The 22,379-nt window shown below is 33.6% G+C and carries 17 protein-coding genes; 12 read left to right on the plus strand and 5 right to left on the minus strand.

The genetic code is table 11. The annotated features are described in order from the left end of the window. Positions 1–58 precede the first annotated feature (58 nt). From T367_RS24080 to T367_RS24085, 5 genes are all read left to right on the plus strand, one after another. Positions 59–682: a gluconate 2-dehydrogenase subunit 3 family protein gene (locus tag T367_RS24080; RefSeq protein WP_051568568.1), complete on the plus strand. Its 624-nt coding sequence runs from the start codon at positions 59–61 to the stop codon at positions 680–682. 6 nt (positions 683–688) lie between these two features. Next, positions 689–2,401 (plus strand): GMC family oxidoreductase, encoded by a 1,713-nt coding sequence (locus tag T367_RS0114375; protein ID WP_027420477.1) that lies wholly within the window; start codon positions 689–691, stop codon positions 2,399–2,401. Positions 2,402–2,505: 104 nt separating this feature from the next. Further along, positions 2,506–4,149, plus strand: a complete 1,644-nt coding sequence (locus tag T367_RS0114380; RefSeq protein ID WP_027420478.1) for a hypothetical protein — start codon at positions 2,506–2,508, stop codon at positions 4,147–4,149. A 307-nt stretch (positions 4,150–4,456) separates the two neighbouring features. Next, positions 4,457–4,786: a PadR family transcriptional regulator gene (locus T367_RS0114385; protein ID WP_027420479.1), complete on the plus strand. Its 330-nt coding sequence runs from the start codon at positions 4,457–4,459 to the stop codon at positions 4,784–4,786. 1 nt (position 4,787) lies between these two features. Further along, entirely contained in the window at positions 4,788–6,347 is a 1,560-nt protein-coding gene (locus T367_RS24085) for a PspC domain-containing protein (protein ID WP_027420480.1), read from the plus strand. Between the two features lie 2 nt (positions 6,348–6,349). On the opposite strand, the gene T367_RS0114395 is transcribed toward T367_RS24085, so the two are convergent. The 4 genes from T367_RS0114395 to T367_RS22520 all read right to left on the minus strand — a co-directional run bounded on the left by T367_RS0114395 (position 6,350) and on the right by T367_RS22520 (position 10,662). Beyond that, a complete protein-coding gene (locus T367_RS0114395; RefSeq protein WP_035844478.1) occupies positions 6,350–7,438 on the minus strand; it encodes a trypsin-like peptidase domain-containing protein in 1,089 nt (362 codons plus the stop codon). Positions 7,439–7,448: 10 nt separating this feature from the next. Continuing rightward, positions 7,449–8,804 (minus strand): hypothetical protein, encoded by a 1,356-nt coding sequence (locus T367_RS0114400; RefSeq protein ID WP_027420482.1) that lies wholly within the window; start codon positions 8,802–8,804, stop codon positions 7,449–7,451. Between the two features lie 98 nt (positions 8,805–8,902). Continuing rightward, complete coding sequence (locus T367_RS0114405; RefSeq protein ID WP_027420483.1) at positions 8,903–9,718, minus strand: patatin-like phospholipase family protein; 816 nt, start codon at positions 9,716–9,718, stop codon at positions 8,903–8,905. Next, positions 9,718–10,662, minus strand: coding sequence for a M23 family metallopeptidase (locus T367_RS22520; protein ID WP_051568569.1), 945 nt, complete (start codon positions 10,660–10,662; stop codon positions 9,718–9,720). Before T367_RS22520 ends, T367_RS0114405 begins: the two co-directional genes overlap by 1 nt. Positions 10,663–10,936: 274 nt before the next feature. Here T367_RS22520 and T367_RS22525 point away from each other — a divergent pair, with 274 nt between their 5' ends. From T367_RS22525 to T367_RS22535, 7 genes are all read left to right on the plus strand, one after another. After that, a complete protein-coding gene (locus tag T367_RS22525) occupies positions 10,937–12,697 on the plus strand; it encodes a DEAD/DEAH box helicase (protein WP_051568570.1) in 1,761 nt (586 codons plus the stop codon). A 15-nt stretch (positions 12,698–12,712) separates the two neighbouring features. Continuing rightward, positions 12,713–14,506, plus strand: a complete 1,794-nt coding sequence (gene typA / locus T367_RS0114420; RefSeq protein ID WP_027420484.1) for a translational GTPase TypA — start codon at positions 12,713–12,715, stop codon at positions 14,504–14,506. A gap of 94 nt (positions 14,507–14,600) precedes the next feature. Further along, complete coding sequence (locus T367_RS0114425) at positions 14,601–16,019, plus strand: tetratricopeptide repeat protein (RefSeq protein WP_027420485.1); 1,419 nt, start codon at positions 14,601–14,603, stop codon at positions 16,017–16,019. Beyond that, complete coding sequence (locus T367_RS22530; RefSeq protein ID WP_035844310.1) at positions 16,016–16,834, plus strand: phosphosulfolactate synthase; 819 nt, start codon at positions 16,016–16,018, stop codon at positions 16,832–16,834. Before T367_RS0114425 ends, T367_RS22530 begins: the two co-directional genes overlap by 4 nt. Then, a complete protein-coding gene (locus tag T367_RS0114435; protein WP_027420486.1) occupies positions 16,818–17,819 on the plus strand; it encodes a DUF368 domain-containing protein in 1,002 nt (333 codons plus the stop codon). Before T367_RS22530 ends, T367_RS0114435 begins: the two co-directional genes overlap by 17 nt. Positions 17,820–17,924: 105 nt before the next feature. Further along, positions 17,925–18,326 carry a hypothetical protein gene (locus tag T367_RS0114440; protein WP_157454246.1) on the plus strand — a complete coding sequence of 134 codons (402 nt, stop codon included), beginning with the start codon at positions 17,925–17,927 and terminating at the stop codon, positions 18,324–18,326. A gap of 30 nt (positions 18,327–18,356) precedes the next feature. Then, the gene (locus T367_RS22535; RefSeq protein WP_051568571.1) at positions 18,357–20,117 is read left to right on the plus strand and encodes a M14 family zinc carboxypeptidase; all 1,761 of its coding nucleotides are present in this window, start codon (positions 18,357–18,359) and stop codon (positions 20,115–20,117) included. On the opposite strand, the gene T367_RS0114450 is transcribed toward T367_RS22535, so the two are convergent. After that, positions 20,068–22,353, minus strand: coding sequence for an efflux RND transporter permease subunit (locus T367_RS0114450; RefSeq protein ID WP_027420488.1), 2,286 nt, complete (start codon positions 22,351–22,353; stop codon positions 20,068–20,070). The two genes, T367_RS22535 and T367_RS0114450, sit on opposite strands and share 50 nt — an antisense overlap. Between the last annotated feature and the right edge of the window lie 26 nt (positions 22,354–22,379).

The raw sequence follows: 22,379 nt of genomic DNA on the forward strand, positions 1-22,379 counted from the left end.
TTTTTTTATGCCCTTATTCTAAGTCTATTTCTTTAACTTTACAGTAATTCATTTATTTATGATTGACGATAAAGAAATAGCACCCGATTTACTTGATTCAATTTCAACATGGCAAGTAAATAGGCGTAAATTGCTAAAAGCAGGTCTGCTTGCTGGAGCAATGACTCAAATAAACCTTTTTACATCCTGCTCAACCGAACTAAAGTCGAATAATGATGTGCTTAATGCACAACAATCATTAGTCCTTGAAACGACCTTAAATGTGCTTTTTCCGGATGATGGAAATGGGCCCAGCGCAGATGATATCAATGCATTTGGTTATTTCATTTGGGCTATTCAAGATGATTTGAATAGAAAACAAGAAGCCAATACATTTATTATTGATGGCTTAGATTGGGTCAACAAAAAAGCTATTCAACTAAAACAAACGAATTTTTATAGTATTCCCGCTAACCATAGAACGGCATTTATTGACGAAATGGTTAAAACCAAATATGGCAAAAAATGGGTTTCAGCCATGGTGACTTTGCTTTTTGAAGCTTTGCTTTTAGATCCTCTTTATGGTGGAAATAAAGAAGAGAAAGGTTGGAAATGGTTGAATCATACACCTGGTTTTCCAAGACCTACTGAAGAATTGAGATATGAAGTTTTGATGAAAAAACAATTGAAAATAAAGCAATAAAAATTTATGTCGAACGCTAAATACGATATTTGCATTGTTGGAAGTGGTGCCGGTGCAGGCCCAATAATATATGAACTCTCTAAAGCTGGTTTCAAAGTACTTGTACTTGAAAAAGGACCTTGGTTAAAAACCAAAGACTTTACCAAAGATGAAATGACCGCTACAAGAAGAGATGCTTATACACCGCATCTAAAAGACGAACGTCATGTTGTAGAGAAGAAGGATAGTAAAGGTAAATGGTATGCGCAATCTACAGAAGATACAGGTTCTGACCTTTGGAATGGCAGTTGTGTTGGAGGATCATCGAACTTTATGAGTGCATATTTCCATCGATTGAAACCAAAAGATTTTCGTTTAAAATCAGAATATGGTCCAATTGAAGGTGCTAATATTGTTGATTGGCCGATTACATACGACGAATTAGAACCTTATTATACAAAAGTTGAAGAGATTATTGGTGTATCTGGCAAAGTTTTGCCACACAAGAACCTCGAACCAAGATCAACGCCTGATTACCCCTACCCGCCTCTTAAAACTAATATTGTTGCAGACTGGTTTGTTGAAGGTGGAAAAAAAGAAGGATTTAATATCGTGCCAGCAGCACGCGGAATAATTTCAGAACCTAAAGATAAAAGACAACCTTGCTATCATTCGAATTATTGTGGGAGTTTCGGTTGCTCATCAGATGCCAAAGCGAGTTCAAGAGCTGCCTTAATCAATATTGCTTTAGATACAGGTAATTGCGAAATACGTCCTGATTCGAAGGTGTTCAAATTAGAAAACGACTCAACAGGGAATATCTCTAAGGTTTGGTATTACGATTTTAACGATATGAAACAAAGTGTTGAAGCAGATATTTTTGTTGTTGCATGCCAAGCAATTGAAACCGCCCGATTATTATTAATGAGTAAATCAGATGAATTTCCAAATGGAATTGGAAATAATAATGGACAAGTTGGGAAGAATTTAATCTTTGCAGGCGGTGGTGCTGGCTCTGGCAGTATTCGTTTCGATCAACTTTCAACAGAAGATCGTGCTAAATTTGACGCACCATTAACCTTTGTGAATCAAACCTTATTAGATTTTTACGAAATAGACAATGCACCTGAATTAGGAGAAAGGCTAAAAGGTGGAACGATAGACTTTCTAATAGAACATGCCAATCCAATGCCGAAAGCATTCAGATCTAAATATAAAGGCAATACGCTATTATATGGCTCTGCTTTAAAGGAGAATTTAAAAGACTATTTTACCGAACAAAAACGCGTGAGATATGAAATCTTTTGTGATTGGCTACCTACTGACAATTGTAATGTCAGTCTTGACGAAACGGTTAAAGACAAATGGAATGATCCTGTAGGCAAGGTTAAACTAGGTTACCACGAACACGATTTGATTGTCGGGAATTATTTGGCGGAACAAGCTGAAAAAGTGATGAAAAACGTTGGTGCAATAGATATTAATCGCTCTATTAATGGCAATCCACCAACTAATTTAATTGCGGGTGGTTGTAGATTTGGAAATGATCCTGAAACGACTGTACTAGACAAGAACTGTAAAGCGCACGAAGTTAACAATCTATATGTCACTGATGGAAGTTTTATGCCAACAGGTGGCAGTGTTCCACATACTTTCACAATTTACGCCAACTCGTTTAGAGTCGCTGATAAATTAATCGAACGACTTAGGATGACAAGTGATTTAGAATCAATTGGGTAAAAAATATTCAACTTTTCACGGAGAATTAAAGAGCATTTTTACTGAATTTTGCCGCCTTTTAAATATAAAACGGTAGTTTAGCGAAAAAAACACTAATTAATGCTATGAAAGTATTCAAAACAATTGCCTTAGGCTTATTATTATTACCTACAATTACCCAAGCTCAAAATTCAAAAATCTCTTCCGATTATACGGTAACTTCAGGCGATCCTTATCGCGTTGTTGATGCCCCAAGCAAAGAATATATATCCCACGAAAACGGATATGTATATATGGCAAAAATGAAAACTGAATTCGTGATTATTCAAAAATACGATGTCAACGGAATGAAAGAAGTAACGAGAAACGAATATGATGATTTACCTAAATACGCTAAATTTCAAGAATTTATTCAGTTAAATAAACGTATCTTTTTAATTTACGAAGCGTTTAACAAGCCTGAAGATACATTTACACTTTACGCTAGAGAAATTAATACCGAAGACGGAACGCTTAACGAAGAACAAGCTTTGCTAACATCAAGTAGACCCGTAAAGAACTCAAACATACCTGTTGACATGTCTAATGTCAAAAGTCACAATGCTTTTACTGGGCAAGGTTATAAATTTTTAGTCGAAAAATCTCAAGACGAATCTAAAATACTTGTTCATTATACGTTACAGCAAATTTCAAAAAGAGATGCGCAAAATTATGATGAAATTGGTTTTTATGCATTTGATGCTTCATTGAATAAATTATGGGGAACTGAAATTAAAATGCCATATACTGAAGCTGAAATGGATAATGTTTGTTACGCTATAACAAATAGTGGTGAGGCTAAAATGATTATAAATAATAAAATTTCAAATAATTATGAATTGTTTTCAGTCAATAAATCAGAAGAATTAAATATAGTCGACTTAAATTTATCAACTGATCGCTTGGTAAGAGAATTTAGACTAAGAGAAGATCCTAATGGAAATCTAATTGGTGCTGGATTCTATGCGAATGGAATTGAATATAAAGCGAATGCTTTCGCGAGAGGGACAATTTCATTTAATATTAATGGTTTACTATATTTTTCTATTTCAAATGAAGGAGAATTACTAGAAAATAAAACATTCGATTTTACAGAAGAATTTATCCAACAAAACCTAAGTAAAGGTCAGAAAAAAGCTGTCGCAAAAAGAGAAGAAAAAGGCAAAGCAGGTATTTCAGATTTAAATTTAACGGATTACATCATTAAGGATGATGGTTCGGTATATTGTATAGGCGAGGTTCAATTTATTGAAATCAATTCAACATATAGCTCTACAGGTAGTTCTAGAAATAGTAAAACGTATCGCTACCGAAACATAGTAACAATGAAAATCAATTCAGATGGTGAATTGGTATGGATTAAAAAATTGCCAAAAAATCAATCTGGTAGTGTTCGATTGGGGCAAATGAGTTTCTCGTACATGGAAACAAAAAATGCTGATTATGTAGCCTTTGTTGATAATCTTAAAAATATCGATTTAGATTCTGAAGGAGGCGTTCCTGCACAACATAAAAACGGAGCTGGTGGTTTCTTAACAACATATAAAATTGATCATGAAACGGGAGCCTTAGAAAAGCATACTTTATTAGATTTGAAGGATGTTCCTGGTGGGCACAATGCATATCAGTTTAAAACTTCAAGAATTATAAACTGTGGTAACAATGATTTTTTATTAGAAATCTATATTAAAGGTAAAGAAGATACAATGGTTAAGTTCCACGTGAATTAACATAAACTTTTTAAATATTAAAGCCGTGCTATTCAATATAGCACGGCTTTTTTTGTTCAATAATTCCAGTAATCTAGCATTAAATAGCCTCCTATTTGACCTGTTATTAACACTTATTAAAATATACCCCAAATTAATTCGGCTTATAAATAAATTAAAAAAACCACCTTACAGAACTAACAATCAACCAGTTTAACAAGAAGAATAGTCTTTCATTGATACGGAAAACAATTATTACATAGTACTTTGTATTGCATAGTACTATATAATTACATATATTTGCCCCGTCGATCATAAAAGTTAACAAATGAAAGTAAGCAATACACAGGCTCAAATGAGAAAAGGAATTTTGGAATATTGTATTCTAAACATTCTTTCTCAAAAAGAAGCCTATCCTTCCGAAATAATTGAAACGCTTAAAAGTGCCAAATTAATAGTTGTTGAAGGCACACTCTATCCACTTTTAACACGACTTAAAAATGCCAATCTATTAGGTTATAAATGGGTTGAATCTACTTCTGGACCTCCTCGAAAATATTACGAAATAACCGAAGAAGGCAAAACATTCTTAGAAGAACTCAAGCATACTTGGGTCGAATTACAAACTGCAGTGAATATCATTTCTAAAAACAAATAAGATGAATAAGACTTTAAATATTAACATCGCCGGATTGATCTTTAACATTGAAGAAAAGGCATACGAATCTTTAAAAAAATACTTGAACGCAATTCGAGACAAATTTTTAAATGAAGCTGAAAGAGATGAAATTCTAGCAGATATAGAGGCTCGTATTGCCGAATTATTTACAGAGAAAATATCTCCTAGTAAACAAGTAATCAATCCTTCTGATATAGATGAAATTATTTCCATTCTAGGGAGGCCAGAAGATTTTATTGACGAAGAAGAAGATGAGTCAACTTCTTCGAAACGAGAAGAGAATTTCACAAAAGAAAACAAATCACGACGCTTATACCGCGACAAAGACAATTCGACCGTTGCTGGTGTTTGTGAAGGACTAGGTTACTATTTTGGAATTGACCCTATCCTGTTTAAAATATTATTTGTCTTTCTTGCCATTGCAGGCGGATCAGGTGTTCTCTTATATATAATATTAATTATAGTAGTCCCTGAAGCTAAAACAACTTCTGAAAAGTTAGAAATGCGCGGAGAACCCGTTAATCTAGAGAATATTAAATCACACATAACCAATATTAAAGACAACATTACGAATACAGCTAAAAAGGCCGACTTAAAAAACAATATCCATAGATCTGTTTCTAATGTTGCTCATTCAGGTAGTAAAGTGGTCCATATTATCTCCCAAATTATTGGATTCGGTTTAACTGTTGGTAGCCTTTTCGCTTTAGCAATCCTCTCAATCATTTATTTGGGCAATAGTAACCTTATTCCATTTTTTGACAGTGATTTCATCCCGAATATTTATACATTAATTGATACCATTAGTGTTGGTTCTACACATACAATGATAATCTACATTGCACTTATCATTTGTACCATCTTACCATTGGTTGGTTTACTCATGGCTGGTATAAAATTATTATTCACGTTAAGAGGTAAATATCAAGTGATTAGTAGAAGCGGTTTAATAATATGGGTGCTCGCTGTAATTACGTTATTCTTTTGTGGAAGCCAAGTTGGTATTCAATTAACAAGTCACAGTTCTGTTGAAAAAAACTATTTAGTTAGCGCTGACAGCATTGATGTTCTGCAAATTAATGTTATGGACGATCCTTATTTTTCTAATTATTTGAATTTCGATGAAGTTTTTGATCCCAGTCAATTAATGAAAATAGAAGACGATAATATCAAATTAGGTATGGCAAAAATTGTCTTACGTCAAAGTAATGATTCTTCAAACTTTAGAATTAATTTGATAAAAGAAAGCAACGGAAAATCTTTAAAGACAGCAACACAAAATGCTGAAAATTTTAGCTATAATATGCATGTACAAGGAAACGAATTATCAATCGCTCCTTACTATTCCATTCCTAGAGCAGACAAAATTAGATTGCAACATCCCGTTATCGAAGTGTATGTACCTGTTGGAAAAAAAATAAAACTAGGCAAAAACATCAATCGAATGCATATCAAAATGTCGAATATTTATAGTAAGAATGATAAAGATTTAGCAAATACTATTTGGCTTTCAACAGTTGACGGTTTTTACCCGCAATAAGTCTAAACATTTTCACTCATTATCACACCAAATTGGTCAACCAAAACGTCATCATAATAATCTGCTTTTTTAAATAGGGTGTCAAAAACCTCACGCGCTATTTCTACATTAAAATCTTGGCTGTGAATGATAGACCCAAGAATAATATTTTGTCTACTTACAGAAAATGAAATCCCTTGCAGGCTATTATTTTCAGAAAGTAAAAAAGTATAAAGCTCTTTAATTTGACGCTTTGGTAGACCTCCTAAAGTAGCATCAGCATAGATAAAACCATTCTTTTTATTTATGCTGATTTTAATGAGTGCACTTCCTTCTTTTATATCCCACATGGTCTGCCCTACCCTTGCTAGCTTTACATCTTTCCCAAGATCTTGTAGAACTTGCTCGATTTTATCAGCAATACCTTCAGGAGCATATGGCACAGGCTTAAATTCTTTTATATCAAACTTATTACCGCAATGAGAACAGTAATTATCTTGCAGGGTGTCTTCTGTTACAATATTCGTGCATGAAGTACATTTAGCAGCTCTTTTTCCATCGGCGGTGGATTTATACTCTTTAATCAGTTCATCCATTTTTCCTGCTGGTAAAGCGAAACCTAAACTCTCACCTTCTTTATAAATAAATGTATTAATCCCTGCCAATTCACCATTTTCATTCACCAATGGCCCTCCACTATTCCCTGGATTTATTGCCGCATCAACTTGAATATAGTCAACGTCATTAAAATCTCTTAATGCTTTTGAAACAATTCCTCTGGTTGCTGTAAAACTTAAACCTAAAGGATGCCCAATTGCTAAAATTTCATCTCCAGCCTCAACTGGCAATTTATTGATTTCAATATTTGTTGAACTCTGAACAGCTGCGGGTATTTTCAAAAATGCAATATCATTTTTTGCATCTGTATATAAGACTTCAGTAAGGGTCTTATTAAAGTTTTCACCTCTAATTACAACCTCACTATTCCCTTGTACAACATGTCGGTTGGTAACAATGATTTCATGTCCTCTCATAATAAATCCACTACCCGAAGCAAATGGAGTATGTATTTGTACAACTACGTCTTTATATCTGTTTATAATCTCTTTCATGGGGTTAGAATTATTTAACATTTAAATCAACAATCTCTAAAGCTGCCGCTAAGCTGTCTAAAAATTGAATTTTGTTGGTAAATTTTAAACTTGCAGGATGAATACTAAACTTTGGGTGCGTTATTCGGGCCTCCATTTCTATTGCATTTATTATATTGATAATAGTTTGCGCTTTTAATTTACCACTTTCATCTATAAGAGCTACTTCACTACCCATCGCTATATAATAATCATGATTAAGTACCATCATTGCCAAATTGAACGTCTCCTCAAGTGGTTTGATCATTCGATAATTAAAAAGCGTATAAGCAAATATATAACCATACATTTCTTCAATTCCGGTTGTGTGCTGCTTATCAAGATAACCATGAATTTTTTTTCGCTCGTTATGAATCATATCTCGTACAACCTTGTAGTCAACAATATTATTTAGACTAAATGTCGCATGAACATCATAAAACCCAGCTTTAATCCTCTCTGTTGATGTTTTTAAAATTTCTTCAAAAAGTGCGATTACACCTTTATTTCTGGCTTGGGTAGAGTCATTATTTTTCGCGAAATACAATTGCTGTAATCGCTCTAATTTATTTGTTGTCGTTCCATGAGGAGTCAATAAATAATCAATTTTATAAGCCAAATACAATAATTGAAAAGAAATTTTACCCGCATCTTTCTCAAAATCTAATGCCTTTATTTTCTCTTTTTCAGCATTAATCCAGTTGATTAAAAATGAATACTTTTTATCCTGTAATTCTCTTGAAATTGGAATTTGATGGTCAATATCTATCGCTTCTAACGAAGAGAATTCATCCAATAATAAGTCGTCATATAAATCGGCTTTCTTCGCTAATTCCTGAAAAGCATAATAAAATTTATTCGGCGTTCCATCAATCGCCTTCGAACTGCACTTCATTACTACAATATTATCTTCATCCACAGCAAACTTACTATAGAAAAGTGCATAATTAATTGACATGAGCTTACTCATAACAGCGATATTCGGCTCGTTCATTCTAACCATTTTAACTTCACCTGTAAAACCGTTAGGTCCTGCCGTACCATTTATTTTTTTCGATCCTTGAATCAATTCGAAATTTAACTCACCATTATTACTCTCCACTTTAATACTGTCAGAAGCTTCATCCTTCAGATATGCTAATAAATCTTTATACGATTCGTAATAATTTTTTGTATTGTATTTGGCAACAGAGCTGGTCCAATATTTTAGCTGTTCTTTAGAACGACTGCTTTCGGAGAACCTGCCAAAACTGATAGGTAACTGTGTAATATTCACCTTTTGATTAATAGTAGAACCTGTAACTTCAGCTGCAGATGATCCACCAAATAGTTTTTTAAAAAAAGACATAGACTTGATATTTAGATGATTCTAATATACATAAATTACCTAATTCCAAACCTTTACATGAATTAAATAACAGTTATTAAAATATTTACCTTAAATTTTTAAGCTGTCAAAGCACTTAAAAAATCGTCTATTAATTTTGGATTATTATGCACAAATCGTTGCGCATCCTTTCTTAAATTTAAAATGTTTTTTGCCGTCGCATTCTGCATTGCGGCATTCGCAAAGATTAATTCAGGGTTCATTCGAAAATGTTTAATACTCCCTGCTTTATGCAATTCATTTAAGTGATTTAAATCTTGATTTGCAATTATTTCTGCCGGATCATTTATTGGTAAGACACCTGTACCTAAACTCAAAATAATTAGGTCATCACTCTCTTGATATTTACTCAAACTGAGTCGAGAAGGATTTTTTGCTTTATAGAAACCATCAACATAAAAATCATCTTTAATTTTAACTGCTGGAAATAGACCAGGAAAAGCACAACTTGCTTTAACTGCTTCAGCCAAAATTGTAGGATTACTTTGATTAAAGATTACGGGATTCAGAGACTCTTTTTCCGAAGCAATTATATTTAGATTGTCTAAGTTCTCCAGGTTGACCGTACCAAAATTTGCATCAATTAAATGTTGAAACGCTTTTGAAGGTGAATGATCAGCACCTTGTTGCACAGCAAATTTCGCTCTGAATTCGTATAAATCCAATATGTTTTGAACCGCATCATTAAAATCAGGCTCGTCTTGGACAACAATCCCACTAGAAATTAAAGCCCCTGTTGAAGTCCCCCACCAATCAGGATTAAAAGATCTTAAATCAGTAATAATTTTATTTTGAATAGCTCTTAAAAGAACCAAAGGAATTATACCTCTAATGCCGCCGCCATCTATCGATATAATAAACTTTTTAGTCCTCATTATCTCAACTTTAAAACCTGTCCTATTTTAAGAACATCAGTCTCTTTTAAATTATTTAGTCTACACAATTTAGAAACGGTTGTACCATGACGTCGAGATATCGTCCAAAGACTTTCACCATAACGTACGCGATGCGATGATGCATTTGAAGTTGATCCGCCGCCATGATCATGCCCACTTGTTGAAATTGAGGATACGCCACCAGGTGCAAATACTCCTGAATGTACAAACAAATTATCCTTCACATCCTTCTTATCAAAATCAAAAATAAATTCTGGATCAATAGGATTGTCATAAAACCTAACTTCAAAATGCAAATGCGAACCTGTTGAACGACCAGTATTTCCTCCCAATGCAATTGGCTCACCTGCTTTTACAAACTGATTTGGTACAACTAATAATTTAGAACAATGGCCATAATAAGTTTCAAGACCATTATAATGTCTTAGAATTACTAAATTTCCAAAACCATGGTCATGATATTGAGAATATCGAACTTTTCCATTAAAAGCAGCATAAATTGTATCTCCCGTCTCCAGGTCAATATCTATACCATTATGTCTTCTTCCTCTACGGTAACCATATCTCGATGTTGTTAAACCATTAATTGGAATAGAGAAATCATTGTGTAAACTATCTAAAACACATAGCCAAATGGTATCTTTCAAATTGCTAAAATCATTCGTATTACAAGTAATCACATCATCACACGTCCAATGTGATTTATAATTATAATTGGTATCTAAAGCTACCTGCTCATGAATTGAAACATTCATTACACCATCAAAATTAAGATCAGAAAGATAACCCCATGTATGATTACTATAAATTAACATTGGACCATTTGGCGAATCAACGGTATCTATTACTGTATGGTAACTTTGTTGTGCCACAGCCGTGACTAACAGCTGAATAAAAACTACGCACAATCCTAATTTCTTCATAAACTCAAAATTCTGCTAGCAAAAATAACCTTTTTATCATAATAACTTAACAATTCCGTCCGCTTAAAGGTTGAATATATCCGCTAAACCACTGGATGTAGCGCATAGAATTAACATACATTAGGCTAATAACAAAAAATGACGTACCTTTGCGCAAAATTTCTTGTACTTAACAAGAGTAACGAATAAGCTTAGCAAAGATTCATTGTCGGTTAAATGGTGGATTTAGAAATTCGAATCAAAGCTAAGCCACGTATTAACTAAATAAAAACGAATGAAATTCAACGAATTAGGATTGAAAGACAACATTCTTTCAGCAATTAGCGAGATGGGTTATGAAGCACCTACTCCAATTCAACAAAAAGCAATCCCTTACTTATTAGAGAATGATTCAGACCTTATCGGTCTTGCATCAACAGGGACTGGTAAAACTGCAGCATTTGGATTGCCATTGATTAACAAGATCGATTCAAGCTCAAAAAACACACAAGGTTTAATAATTTGCCCAACTAGAGAGTTATGTATTCAAATCGCTAGAGATTTAGATGCTTACTCAAGTAAATTAAGAGATGTTAAAGTAACTGCTGTTTACGGTGGAACTGACATTAGTAAGCAAATCAGACAAATTGAGAGAGGAACACAAATTATTGTGGCTACTCCTGGTCGTTTAGTCGATCTTATCAATAGAAAAAAAGTTAAGCTTTGGGAAGTTGAAACAGTAGTACTTGATGAGGCTGATGAAATGCTTAACATGGGGTTCAAGGAAGATATTGATTCTATCCTCCAACAAACTCCAGATCATAAAAATGTATGGTTATTCTCTGCAACGATGTCAAAAGAAGTGGCACGTATCGCAAAGAACTACATGACTGAGCCATTTGAAATCACTGTTGGTGGTAAGAATGAAACAAATAAGAATATCGAGCACCATTATTATGTGGTAAACGAAAGAGATAGATATACTGCTTTAAAAGGTATTATTGATTTCTCTCCAAATATTTATGGATTGATCTTTTGTCGTACACGTCGTGACACTGCTGCAGTGGCTGACAAATTAATGGCAAACGGATACAATGCAGAACCTTTACACGGTGATTTATCACAAGCACAACGTGATCGTGTAATGGATAAATTTAGATCTAAAACTTTACAAATACTAGTTGCGACAGACGTTGCTGCAAGAGGTATTGATGTAGATGATATTACACACGTAATTCATTATCAATTACCAGAAGATGTAGAAAACTATACCCATAGAAGTGGTAGAACAGCTAGAGCTGGTAAAAAAGGAACTTCAATTGCTTTAATTAATACTAGAGAAAGTAGAAAAATTAAAAGTATTGAAAGAATAATCAATTCGGATTTCCAATTGAAAAAAGTTCCTTCTCCAGATGAAATTTGTATGATTCAATTACAAAATACTGTTGCATCTATTACGGATACGGAAATAGATACGACTAGAATTGAAAAATATATGCCAGCTATTCTGGAACAATTCGAAGACGTTTCGAAAGAAGATGTCTTGAAAAAATTCCTTTCAGTTGAATTCAACAAATTTTTAAGTTACTACGAGAACGTAAAAGATGTTAATGCTAAATCGTCTAAAGGCGGTAGAGAAGAAGGATTCAAATCAAGAAGAGGCGGAAAAAGTGATAGTCGTGATGACGAAAATAGACAACGTTTCTTCGTTGCTTTAGGTCGTAAAGACGGATTCAATCACGGTGCATTATTGCGTTTATTACTTGATAATACAGGAATGAACAAAGGAGCAATTGGTAAGATTGATATTTTAGAGAAATTCTCATTCTTTGATGCTGATAAATCAGAAACTGAAAAAATCTTAAGCAAGATGCAAACAGTTGACTTTGAAGGTCAAACGATGAATATCGAAAAAACTAAAGGCGGCGGCGATTCTGATAAAGGTGGTAGAAAAACTTCATCAAGAAGAAACAGCGGTGGAGACCGTTCAAGCAGAGATCGCGGTAATAGCGGTAATAGCGGAAACAGAAGCCGTAGAAGATCATACAATAACTAGATTCAATAGATACAAATGGAAATAAGAAATATTGCAATTATTGCACACGTCGATCACGGAAAGACAACCTTGGTAGACAAAATGATCGAAGCTGGTAAAAACCCAATTAAAGGTAATGCTGGTGGTGATTTAATTATGGATAGCAACGATCTTGAAAGAGAACGTGGAATTACCATTACTTCAAAAAACGTATCTGTTTTTTACAAAGACACAAAAATTAATGTAATTGATACTCCTGGTCACTCCGATTTTGGAGGAGAGGTTGAGCGTGTATTAAACATGGCTGACGGTGTTTGTTTATTGGTTGATGCTTTTGAAGGACCAATGCCTCAAACGCGTTTCGTTTTGCAAAAAGCTTTAGAACTAGGATTGAAACCTTTATTGGTTATCAATAAAGTAGATAAAGACAATTGTACTCCTGATGAAGTACATGAAAAAGTATTCGAATTAATGTTCGAATTGGATGCAACTGAAGATCAATTAGATTTCCAAACTGTTTATGGTTCTGCCAAAAATGGTTGGATGAGTAGAGATTGGAAAAAACCAACTGATAGCATCAATACTATTTTAGATGTTATTTTGGAATATTATCCACCAGTTGTAATTCCTGAAGGAAATACACAAATGTTAATTACTTCTTTAGATTATTCTTCTTTCATCGGACGAATAGCTATTGGTAGATTAAATAGAGGAACTTTAGCTCCTAATCAAAATATCATGCTTGCAAAAAGAGATGGTACTTTGCAAAAACACAAAATTAGCGAAGTATTTGTCTTTGATGGCATTGAAAAACGTAAGGTTGAATCAGTTCAAGCTGGTGATATCTGTGCTGTAACAGGAATTGAAGGATTCGAAATTGGTGATTCAATTTGTGACTTTGAAAACCCTGAGCCTTTAAAATCAATTGCGATTGACGAACCGACAATGAGTATGTTATTTACCATTAACGATTCTCCATTCTTTGGTAAAGAAGGTAAATTCGTGACATCTCGTCATATTCATGACAGATTGCAAAAAGAACTAGAAAAAAACTTGGCACTAAAAGTTGGACAAACTTCAACAGCTGATAAATGGATGGTTTTTGGTAGAGGTGTAATGCACTTGTCTGTTTTATTAGAGACAATGCGAAGAGAAGGATATGAAGTTCAAGTAGGACAACCACAAGTTATCTTCAAAGAAATTGACGGTAAAAAATGTGAGCCTATTGAGGATTTAACAATCGATTTACCTGAATCTTTTTCTGGAACTGCAATTGATGTCGTTACAAAAAGAAAAGGTGAAATGGTAAGTATGGAGCCTAAAGGTGAACGTATGATTTGTAAATTCAAAATTCCTTCTAGAGGTATTATTGGATTGAGAAGTTACATGTTAACATCTACAGGTGGTGAAGCTGTTGTTACACATAGATATATTGGATATGAACCGTTTAAAGGTGAAATTCCAGGTAGAATCAATGGCTCTTTAATTTCAATGGAAAACGGTAACAGTATCCCGTTCTCTTTAAATAACCTACAAGATAGAGGTCGTTTCTTTATTGAGCCGAATGTACCTATCTATGAAGGTCAAGTAATTGGAGAAAACAGTAAAGCAAATGATTTAGTTGTGAATGTTACTAAAACAAAACAACTTACAAACATGAGAAAGTCTGGTACGGATGCTAAAGTTAGAATTGTACCACCAAAATTGTTTTCTTTGGAAGAAGCTTTAGAATATATTCAAGAAGATGAATATGTTGAGTTGACGCCTGAAAGCATCAGACTTAGAAAAATTTATCTGAAAGAAAACGAAAGAAAAAGAGCTGGAAAATAATATATTGTTCAAAAGCTTGTTAATAACATTCAGTTTGGCACGAAATTTTACGTTAGGATAATTATATTTTTGTTTAAGACGTAAAACAGATATTATGTTTGAAGAAGAGGATGACAATGGATTTTTTGACGATAGTTTTGACAAAGAGTTGAAACGATACGAAGAAATGATCAATGCGAAAAATGTTTATTACTTTGATCCTGAGATATTGGAGCAAATAATTGAGCATTTTATAATAAAGAATCAATTAAAGAAAGGGCTGAAGGCTATTGCTATTGCAAAAGACCTTCACCCTTCTTATATCATTTACGATTTACGTAAAGCACAGATCTATTCAACCAACGGACAACTTAAAGAAAGTTTACAAATTCTAATGTCCCTTGAGAAAATAGATCCTTTTAATGCTGAAATATTCATTACCAAGGCAAGCGTTTTTAGTCAATTACGCGATCATGTCAAAGCTATTAAATATTACGAGAAAGCCATTGAGGTGTCTAATGATGACGAATTTCTAGACGAATTAGAAGATATTCGTTTTGATTTAGCAATGGAATACGAAAATATGCACAACTATCAAAGTGCAATTAAAGTATTGTCTGAAATTCTAGAGAATAATCCTCAAAATGAAGCAGCCATATACGAGATTGCATACTGTTACGAACGTATCGGTAATTTTGACAAGTGTATAACTTTCTACAATAAGTACATTGATAATAACCCTTACTCTTTCACAGCTTGGTATAATTTAGGAAATATCTATTTCTTGAAAAACAATATCGAGAAAGCTTTATGGGCTTATGACTACGCCATTGTAATTAATGAAGAATTTGCATCAGCTCATTTTAATATGGGTAATACTTATATGCAAATTCAAGAGTTTGACAAAGCTTTAGAAGCATATCAGAAATGCGTCGAAATTGACGGTGATGATGCCTTAACAATAAGTTATTTGGCTGAAGCTTACGAACGATTAGAACGTTACGACGAAGCTTTAAAATATTACGAAAAGAGTAAAGATCTCAATCCAAGCTTAGCTGAACCTTGGTTAGGAATTGGAATTATTCACGATTTAAAGGACGATACGCATCAAGCGATTAGCTACCTGCAACAAGCAGTTACACTTCAGCCCGAAAACGCCAATTTTAGAGTGGTTCTAGGAGAAGCACTATTCAAACTAGAACGGTTAACCGAAGCTGAAACACAATTAGAGCGGGCCTTACAATTAGACCCTACTTATAGTGAAGCAATTGTACTTCTAGGACAAATAAAAGCTGAATTTAGCCTGAGTGAAGCTCTCGACTTTATTCTTAATTTTGAAAACATTAAGAGCCTTGATAGCAGCGTACGACTGTTCTTATCTTCCATTCTATGGAAAACAGGAAAGAAAATGGAAAGCCTATTACTCTTTAAAAAAGAGTTTTTAATTGATCCAAACTCAGCAAAAACATTACTTTTATACCTGCCAGAAGCAGAAAATATTGCTGATTTCGCGCAGATAATTGAAAACCAATGAGTAAAAATTTTAATTTAACATATGTCCCTAAAAGAGGGACCAAACCTCGAGAGTCTGGCCTAACCATGATGATGGATAAAGGGCTTAGTTTACGAGAAGTTGAAAACTTTATTGAAGCGAACGGTGAGTTTACTGACATCGCTAAATTTGGTTTTGGAACGGCTTATGTAACAAATAACCTTGAGGAAAAGATAAAACTGTACAAAAGTGCTGGCATTCGTCCGTATTTTGGAGGTACACTTTTCGAATTATTTATAGCGCGTAAAAAATTCAACGATTTTAGACGGTTATTAGATAAATACGACCTAGATCTTTGTGAGGTTTCTGATGGATCAATAATCATTGATCACGATGAAAAACTAAAATATATTTCAAAACTTGCCAAGGACAGAACCGTAATGTCTGAAGTTGGATCGAAAGATGCAGGAATTATCATTAGTCCAAATAAATGGATTAAGATGATGAGTACTGAGCTTGAAGCAGGGTCATGGAAAGTAATTGCTGAAGGTCGTGAAAGTGGTAATGTTGGCGTATTTAGACCAAACGGAACTGCTCATACTTATTTGATCAATAAAATCATTTCAAAAATAGATCCTAATAGTATTCTTTGGGAAGCGCCTATAAAAAAACAACAAGTTTGGTTTATTCGCCTTTTCGGAGCCAATGTAAACCTCGGAAACATTGCACCTAACGAAGTAATTCCTTTGGAATGTTTAAGATTAGGACTAAGAGGTGATACTTTCTTCGACTTCTTACCTGAAGAAATTGGTAAATCCCTAAAACAACAAGCATCTGACGATGACGAAGAAGAATAGTCTTTTTGGAGTTGGTCTTCGTGGAATTGCGATGGGTGCTGCTGATGTTGTACCCGGAGTTTCAGGAGGAACGATTGCTTTTATTACAGGTATTTACGAAGAATTACTAGAAACAATTAGTAATTTGAATTTCGGCTTAATTCGAACTTGGCGTAAAGACGGATTTAAAGCCATGTGGAAAATTGGAAATTTTAATTTCCTTTTCTCCCTCTTTGCTGGTATTCTTATCAGTATAGCTTCGCTTGCTATTTTTATTGAATTCCTTTTAGAAACCTATCCTATACAACTTTGGTCATTCTTTTTTGGTTTAATACTCGCTTCTGTTTGGCTGGTTGGAAAAACTGTGGAAAAATGGAATCCAAAAACCATCTTAGGTCTAATAGGTGGAACTTTAGTCGCTTATTTAATTACTGGAATTACTCCTTCTGCAGAAAGTACTAATCTGCTTTATATATTTATTTCAGGTTCTATCGCTATTTGTGCAATGATCCTACCCGGTATTTCTGGGAGTTTTATCTTACTCCTTTTAGGAGCGTATACTACTGTACTTGGTGCAGTAAGTGGAGCAATATCTGCTCTTAAAGAATCTGCTTGGCCGCTAGTTGTCGACAATGGTATTATAATTGCCGTTTTTGCTTTAGGCTGTTTAATTGGACTTATAACCTTTGCTAAAGGACTAAATTGGCTTTTCAAAAAAGCATTAAACCTCACCATTGCAATTTTGACAGGATTTCTTATTGGTTCTTTAAATAAAATTTGGCCTTGGAAAGAAACAATTACTTCTTTTATTAAACACCCCGGTGAAGCCAACGAAGAGATTGTTCCTTTAGTTCAACAGAATATTTCGCCAGCACATTTCGCCACGCTTAATAATACAGAATCTCTATTAATTTATGCAATTCTATTTGCAATTGTTGGTTTTGCTTTAATTATTACCATTGAGTGGTTTGGCAAAAAGAAAATGCCAAAAAACGAAACGATTTAATACTAAAAAACAATTTGCGCTTTTCGCAATAAGTAAATTTTCTTTGCGGTTTTCAATTTATTGAAGGGGTACCCATTATGTACTTTTGTTTAAAACTTAAACATTATGTACTTGATTTACTTATTAATACCGTTTCAATTTATAATGACCAATAAAAATGATTTCAGTTTACACGGATCCTGGGAACTCAAATCAATTGAAATGTACAAGAATAACTCCCTTAGCGGTGCGAATGAAATCCATAGTCAAATTACTTATAATTTTATCCCAAATTCTTTGGATACCGAAATTTCTACAGGTAGTTTGCAAATAACAGAAGACGGCCAGACTACATCAAATGAATTTGTCTTTGAATCAGCAAATGAAAAATTATCGATCAATGCAACGGAGTCGTATACTATCGAAATGAATTCAGTAAACGAATTCATGATGGTTAACAATTTTGATGATTATAAAATGGTTTATAAATTTATTCGCATCAAAAATGAGCTATCTGAAATAGATTAAGCTTACTTTTAGGGGATAAGAAAAACAAACATGAAGTACCTTTTATCCTTATTTATTTTCATTGCTTTTAATGGAATAACTCAAACTCACACCAACTATAAAGAAAACAAGACTTATACATACGAGGAGACGGCCAGCATATATACAAACTTTGCCAATCAAAGTCCTGAATACTGTAAATTGATTAATGCAGGTCCTTCAGACTATGGAAAGGATATTCAACTTTTCTTATTAAATCGAGCAGGTAATTTTACTCCTAAATACATCACCAATCAAAATGTAATTTTAATAAACAATGCCATCCACCCTGGTGAACCATGTGGTGTAGATGCTTGTATAAAACTAATTGAGGAATTATTGGCGCACCCTAAATCCATCCCATCTAATTTAACCTTAGCAATCATTCCAATGTACAATGTAGGTGGTGCACACAATAGAGGTTGCTGCAGTCGTGCCAATCAAAATGGACCAAACGAATATGGCTTTAGAGGGAATGCACAAAATTTAGATTTAAACAGAGACTTTATTAAAGCTGATAGCAAAAACACGAAAACTTTTTATCGAATTTTTCATTCTTTGGCGCCTGCCGTTTTTATAGACACACATACTTCAAACGGAGCAGATTATCAATATATAATGACTTTAATCACAAGTCAAAAAGATAAAATGAATCCGCATATTTCTGACCTCACAATGAATAGTCTAAATCCATACTTATATAAAAAAATGGAATTGGCAGGTTACCCAATGACACCATACGTAAACACAATAAAAAGTATTCCTGATGAAGGATTAGTTGGATTTTTAGAAACTCCGAGATACTCTACTGGATATACCAATCTATTTAACACCATAAGTTATGTTACTGAAGCGCATATGTTAAAACCATACCATAAGCGCGTCGAGTCTACCTATCAATTCATTAAAATAATGCTTGATTATATGTCGAACAATGAGAAGCTCTTGAAAGACACTAAAATTAAAGCCAATAACAGCATTAAAAATCAAAAAGTCTTTCCTTTAAATTGGACATTAGATCAAACAAAATCAGACTCTATACTATTCGCCGGATACAAAGCAATCTACAAAAAAAGTGAAGTCACACATCTCGATCGTTTATTTTATGATCAAAATCAACCCTTTAAAAAATATATACGGTTCTGTAATGAATACAATAGTTCTCATCAAATAGAAAAGTCAAATTATTATATCATTCCTCAAGCCTATTCAAAAATAGTGCAGCTTTTACAGGCAAATAATGTCAATGTTTATCAGCTAACAGAAGACGTTTTACTCAATGTCAGTGTAGCCTATATAAAGACTTTCGAAACCGTATCATTCCCATACGAAGGACATTATTTACATTACAACCAAACTGTTAGAAACAGCTCTAAATCAAAGACCTATATAAAAGGTGACTATGTCATTCCCCTTACTGATAACAAATCTCGATTCATCATTGAGACATTAGAACCCCAGGCGGTCGACAGTTATTTTTCTTGGAATTATTTCGATGGTGTTTTACAAAGAAAAGAAGGGTTTTCAGCTTATGTTTTTGAAGACGAAGCGGAGACCATGTTAATTGAAAATCCAGCCCTTTTGGATTCGTTAAATGAAAAACGTAAAAATGATGAGGCATTTGCACAAAATAGTCATGCGCAATTGTACTATTTATATACCCAATCCGAACATTTCGAACCGACTATCAATCAATATCCGATTACAAGAACGAATGATTTAATCAATCCTCAAAACCTGATTCAACTGCCCCCTCTTTCTTCTGTGTACTAAGCGGAAATAAAAGCAATAATGCAGGCAAAATAAGCAGGTCTGCCAATAACGCGAAAAACAAGGTTAAACTGATTAAAAGGCCTACATAAAAAGTTCCTAAAAAATCAGAAAAGATCAACATTAAAAAGCCCGAACAAAGAATAAGTGTTGTAATAATAATTGCTCTACCAGTGGATAAATAGGTTCGTTTTAAAGCATAAACAAAGCTTTTACCTTTATTTAATTCTAATTTCAACTTACTCATAAAATGAATCGTATCATCGACCGCTATACCAAATGAAATGGTAAAGATGATAGCCGTTGATACTTTTAAATCAATTCCATAATATCCCATAATTGCACCTAAAAATAATAAGGGTAAAATATTGGGAATTATAGCAATCAAAACCATTTTAATTGAACGGTACAAGAAGCCCATAATTAATGAGACAATAAGTACTGCAATCAATAATCCCTGCGCTAATTTATTGGATAAATTATTCATATTCTTATCCAATAAATGACCTGTACCTGTAAGCTGCACATCTATTAAATCAGTATTTATCTCTGCTGAAATAAATTGATTTAATCGCGTATTTTTTTCTCGAATTTCATACATCCCTACATCGCCAATAGTACTTGAAATTCGTGCATACTTTCCAGATGAATCGATCATCAAATTGTATTGCCCAGTTCTATCATACTTTTTAAACTGAGTTAAATACGACTGGGTAGACTGTTCATCTGGAAATTTATAATATTTCAGCTGTCCACCATACTCAATACGGTTCGCAATTTTTAAAGCTTGAATGATGGAAAATGTTTGTCTTAAACCATAATCCTCTTGCAAAAAATCACTGAGTTTATTTATTTCAGTTAGTAACTTATAATTTGTTATACTGTCTGATGGATTCTTGACATGAATTGAGACTTCAACAGGACGTAAGCCCATGAATTCTTTATCAAAATAGTTATAGTCTTTTCGCAACTGATGCTCCGGTCGCAAATCTTCCAATAGAAAATAGTTATTCTCCATTTTAGAAACCCCAACAATTGCCATACCTATTAATCCAATGAATACAATGACAATTAGCTTATATTTCACCAATACAAACCTGTACATACGATGTAAAATAGGATACCAAATATTCTCTTTAAAGTCTTTCATTGATATCATAGGAGCCTTTGTAAGCACCAATAATGCCGGTAGTAATGTATATGCCAATACAAAAGCTACCACCACTCCTATCGATGTATAAATACCAAAAGCTTGAATGGGTTTCATATTCACAGTTAAAAGTGAGAGAAAGCCAATTACTGTTGTTGCTGAAGTCAATAAAGTCGCAAAACCTATTTCTTTATATGCAATTTTAATGGCGTTCGTTTTACTTGTTCCTAGGCGCAATTCATCTATATATTTAGTAACAAGATGAATTACATCAGACATGGCAACAACGAAAATAATTGAGGGAAGAACGGTTAACACCAAATTAAAAGGTTGCCCTAAAGCAGCCATGATACCAACTGTCCAGAACATTGAAAACAACACGATTGTAAGCGGTACTATAATTCCCCAAAGCGATCGAAAACTAAATGCTAAAACGAATAACACCAATAAAATCGAAAGTCCAACGAAAAGTAGCGTTTCATTCATCATCAGATCGATATAAATACCCAAGCCTACCGCTCTACCAGCTAACTTATAATCATCAAATCCATACGAATTAATTGCAGTAAAAAGACTTTCTTTTAATTGATCACATTTATTTTTTGACAAATAAGGAGCATGCTTAACAAAAATAAGTACAGCCTTTGCATCTTTACGCAAAAAAATACTTGCTTCTGGGTGCGAAATTATTCTCAACGAATCGTCACTATACGTTGAAGGTGAATCAATATCAATATAAGGCTGTTTAAATAAGGCTTTAGAGAAAGGTGTTTTTCTGAATTCAATCATTTTTGTGATTGATTGAATTCCCGTTATTAAACTGTCTTTTTCTAACTCATCTGAGAGTTGGTCTACCCGCTCCAAAAAATCTTGATCAAAAACCCCACTACTATTATCTAAAGAGATCAAAACGAAATCGTTATCTGTTTCAAAACGTTTTCTATGATCATTAAAATACTGCGTGCCTGCATCGTTTGGATCAAAAAATGCCTCGAAATCATAGTCAAATCTTAGATGTGTGATTTTAAACGCAAAAAAGATTGACAATAGAACAACGCTGATACATACTAATATTGCCTTTTTTTTCATCTAAACCCAACCAAAAATTGAAATTA

The sequence above is a fragment of the Crocinitomix catalasitica ATCC 23190 genome (assembly GCF_000621625.1).
Taxonomy (GTDB): domain Bacteria; phylum Bacteroidota; class Bacteroidia; order Flavobacteriales_D; family Crocinitomicaceae; genus Crocinitomix; species Crocinitomix catalasitica.

What these genes read in the sequence shown, in the direction of transcription:
- T367_RS24080 (WP_051568568.1), top strand. Translation starts at nt 59, where the DNA reads ATGATTGACGATAAAGAAATAGCACCCGATTTACTTGATTCAATTTCA.
- T367_RS0114375 (WP_027420477.1), top strand. Translation starts at nt 689, where the DNA reads ATGTCGAACGCTAAATACGATATTTGCATTGTTGGAAGTGGTGCCGGT.
- T367_RS0114380 (WP_027420478.1), top strand. Translation starts at nt 2,506, where the DNA reads ATGAAAGTATTCAAAACAATTGCCTTAGGCTTATTATTATTACCTACA.
- T367_RS0114385 (WP_027420479.1), top strand. Translation starts at nt 4,457, where the DNA reads ATGAAAGTAAGCAATACACAGGCTCAAATGAGAAAAGGAATTTTGGAA.
- T367_RS24085 (WP_027420480.1), top strand. Translation starts at nt 4,788, where the DNA reads ATGAATAAGACTTTAAATATTAACATCGCCGGATTGATCTTTAACATT.
- T367_RS0114395 (WP_035844478.1), bottom strand. Translation starts at nt 7,438, where the DNA reads ATGAAAGAGATTATAAACAGATATAAAGACGTAGTTGTACAAATACAT.
- T367_RS0114400 (WP_027420482.1), bottom strand. Translation starts at nt 8,804, where the DNA reads ATGTCTTTTTTTAAAAAACTATTTGGTGGATCATCTGCAGCTGAAGTT.
- T367_RS0114405 (WP_027420483.1), bottom strand. Translation starts at nt 9,718, where the DNA reads ATGAGGACTAAAAAGTTTATTATATCGATAGATGGCGGCGGCATTAGA.
- T367_RS22520 (WP_051568569.1), bottom strand. Translation starts at nt 10,662, where the DNA reads ATGAAGAAATTAGGATTGTGCGTAGTTTTTATTCAGCTGTTAGTCACG.
- T367_RS22525 (WP_051568570.1), top strand. Translation starts at nt 10,937, where the DNA reads ATGAAATTCAACGAATTAGGATTGAAAGACAACATTCTTTCAGCAATT.
- typA (WP_027420484.1), top strand. Translation starts at nt 12,713, where the DNA reads ATGGAAATAAGAAATATTGCAATTATTGCACACGTCGATCACGGAAAG.
- T367_RS0114425 (WP_027420485.1), top strand. Translation starts at nt 14,601, where the DNA reads ATGTTTGAAGAAGAGGATGACAATGGATTTTTTGACGATAGTTTTGAC.
- T367_RS22530 (WP_035844310.1), top strand. Translation starts at nt 16,016, where the DNA reads ATGAGTAAAAATTTTAATTTAACATATGTCCCTAAAAGAGGGACCAAA.
- T367_RS0114435 (WP_027420486.1), top strand. Translation starts at nt 16,818, where the DNA reads ATGACGAAGAAGAATAGTCTTTTTGGAGTTGGTCTTCGTGGAATTGCG.
- T367_RS0114440 (WP_157454246.1), top strand. Translation starts at nt 17,925, where the DNA reads ATGTACTTGATTTACTTATTAATACCGTTTCAATTTATAATGACCAAT.
- T367_RS22535 (WP_051568571.1), top strand. Translation starts at nt 18,357, where the DNA reads ATGAAGTACCTTTTATCCTTATTTATTTTCATTGCTTTTAATGGAATA.
- T367_RS0114450 (WP_027420488.1), bottom strand. Translation starts at nt 22,353, where the DNA reads ATGAAAAAAAAGGCAATATTAGTATGTATCAGCGTTGTTCTATTGTCA.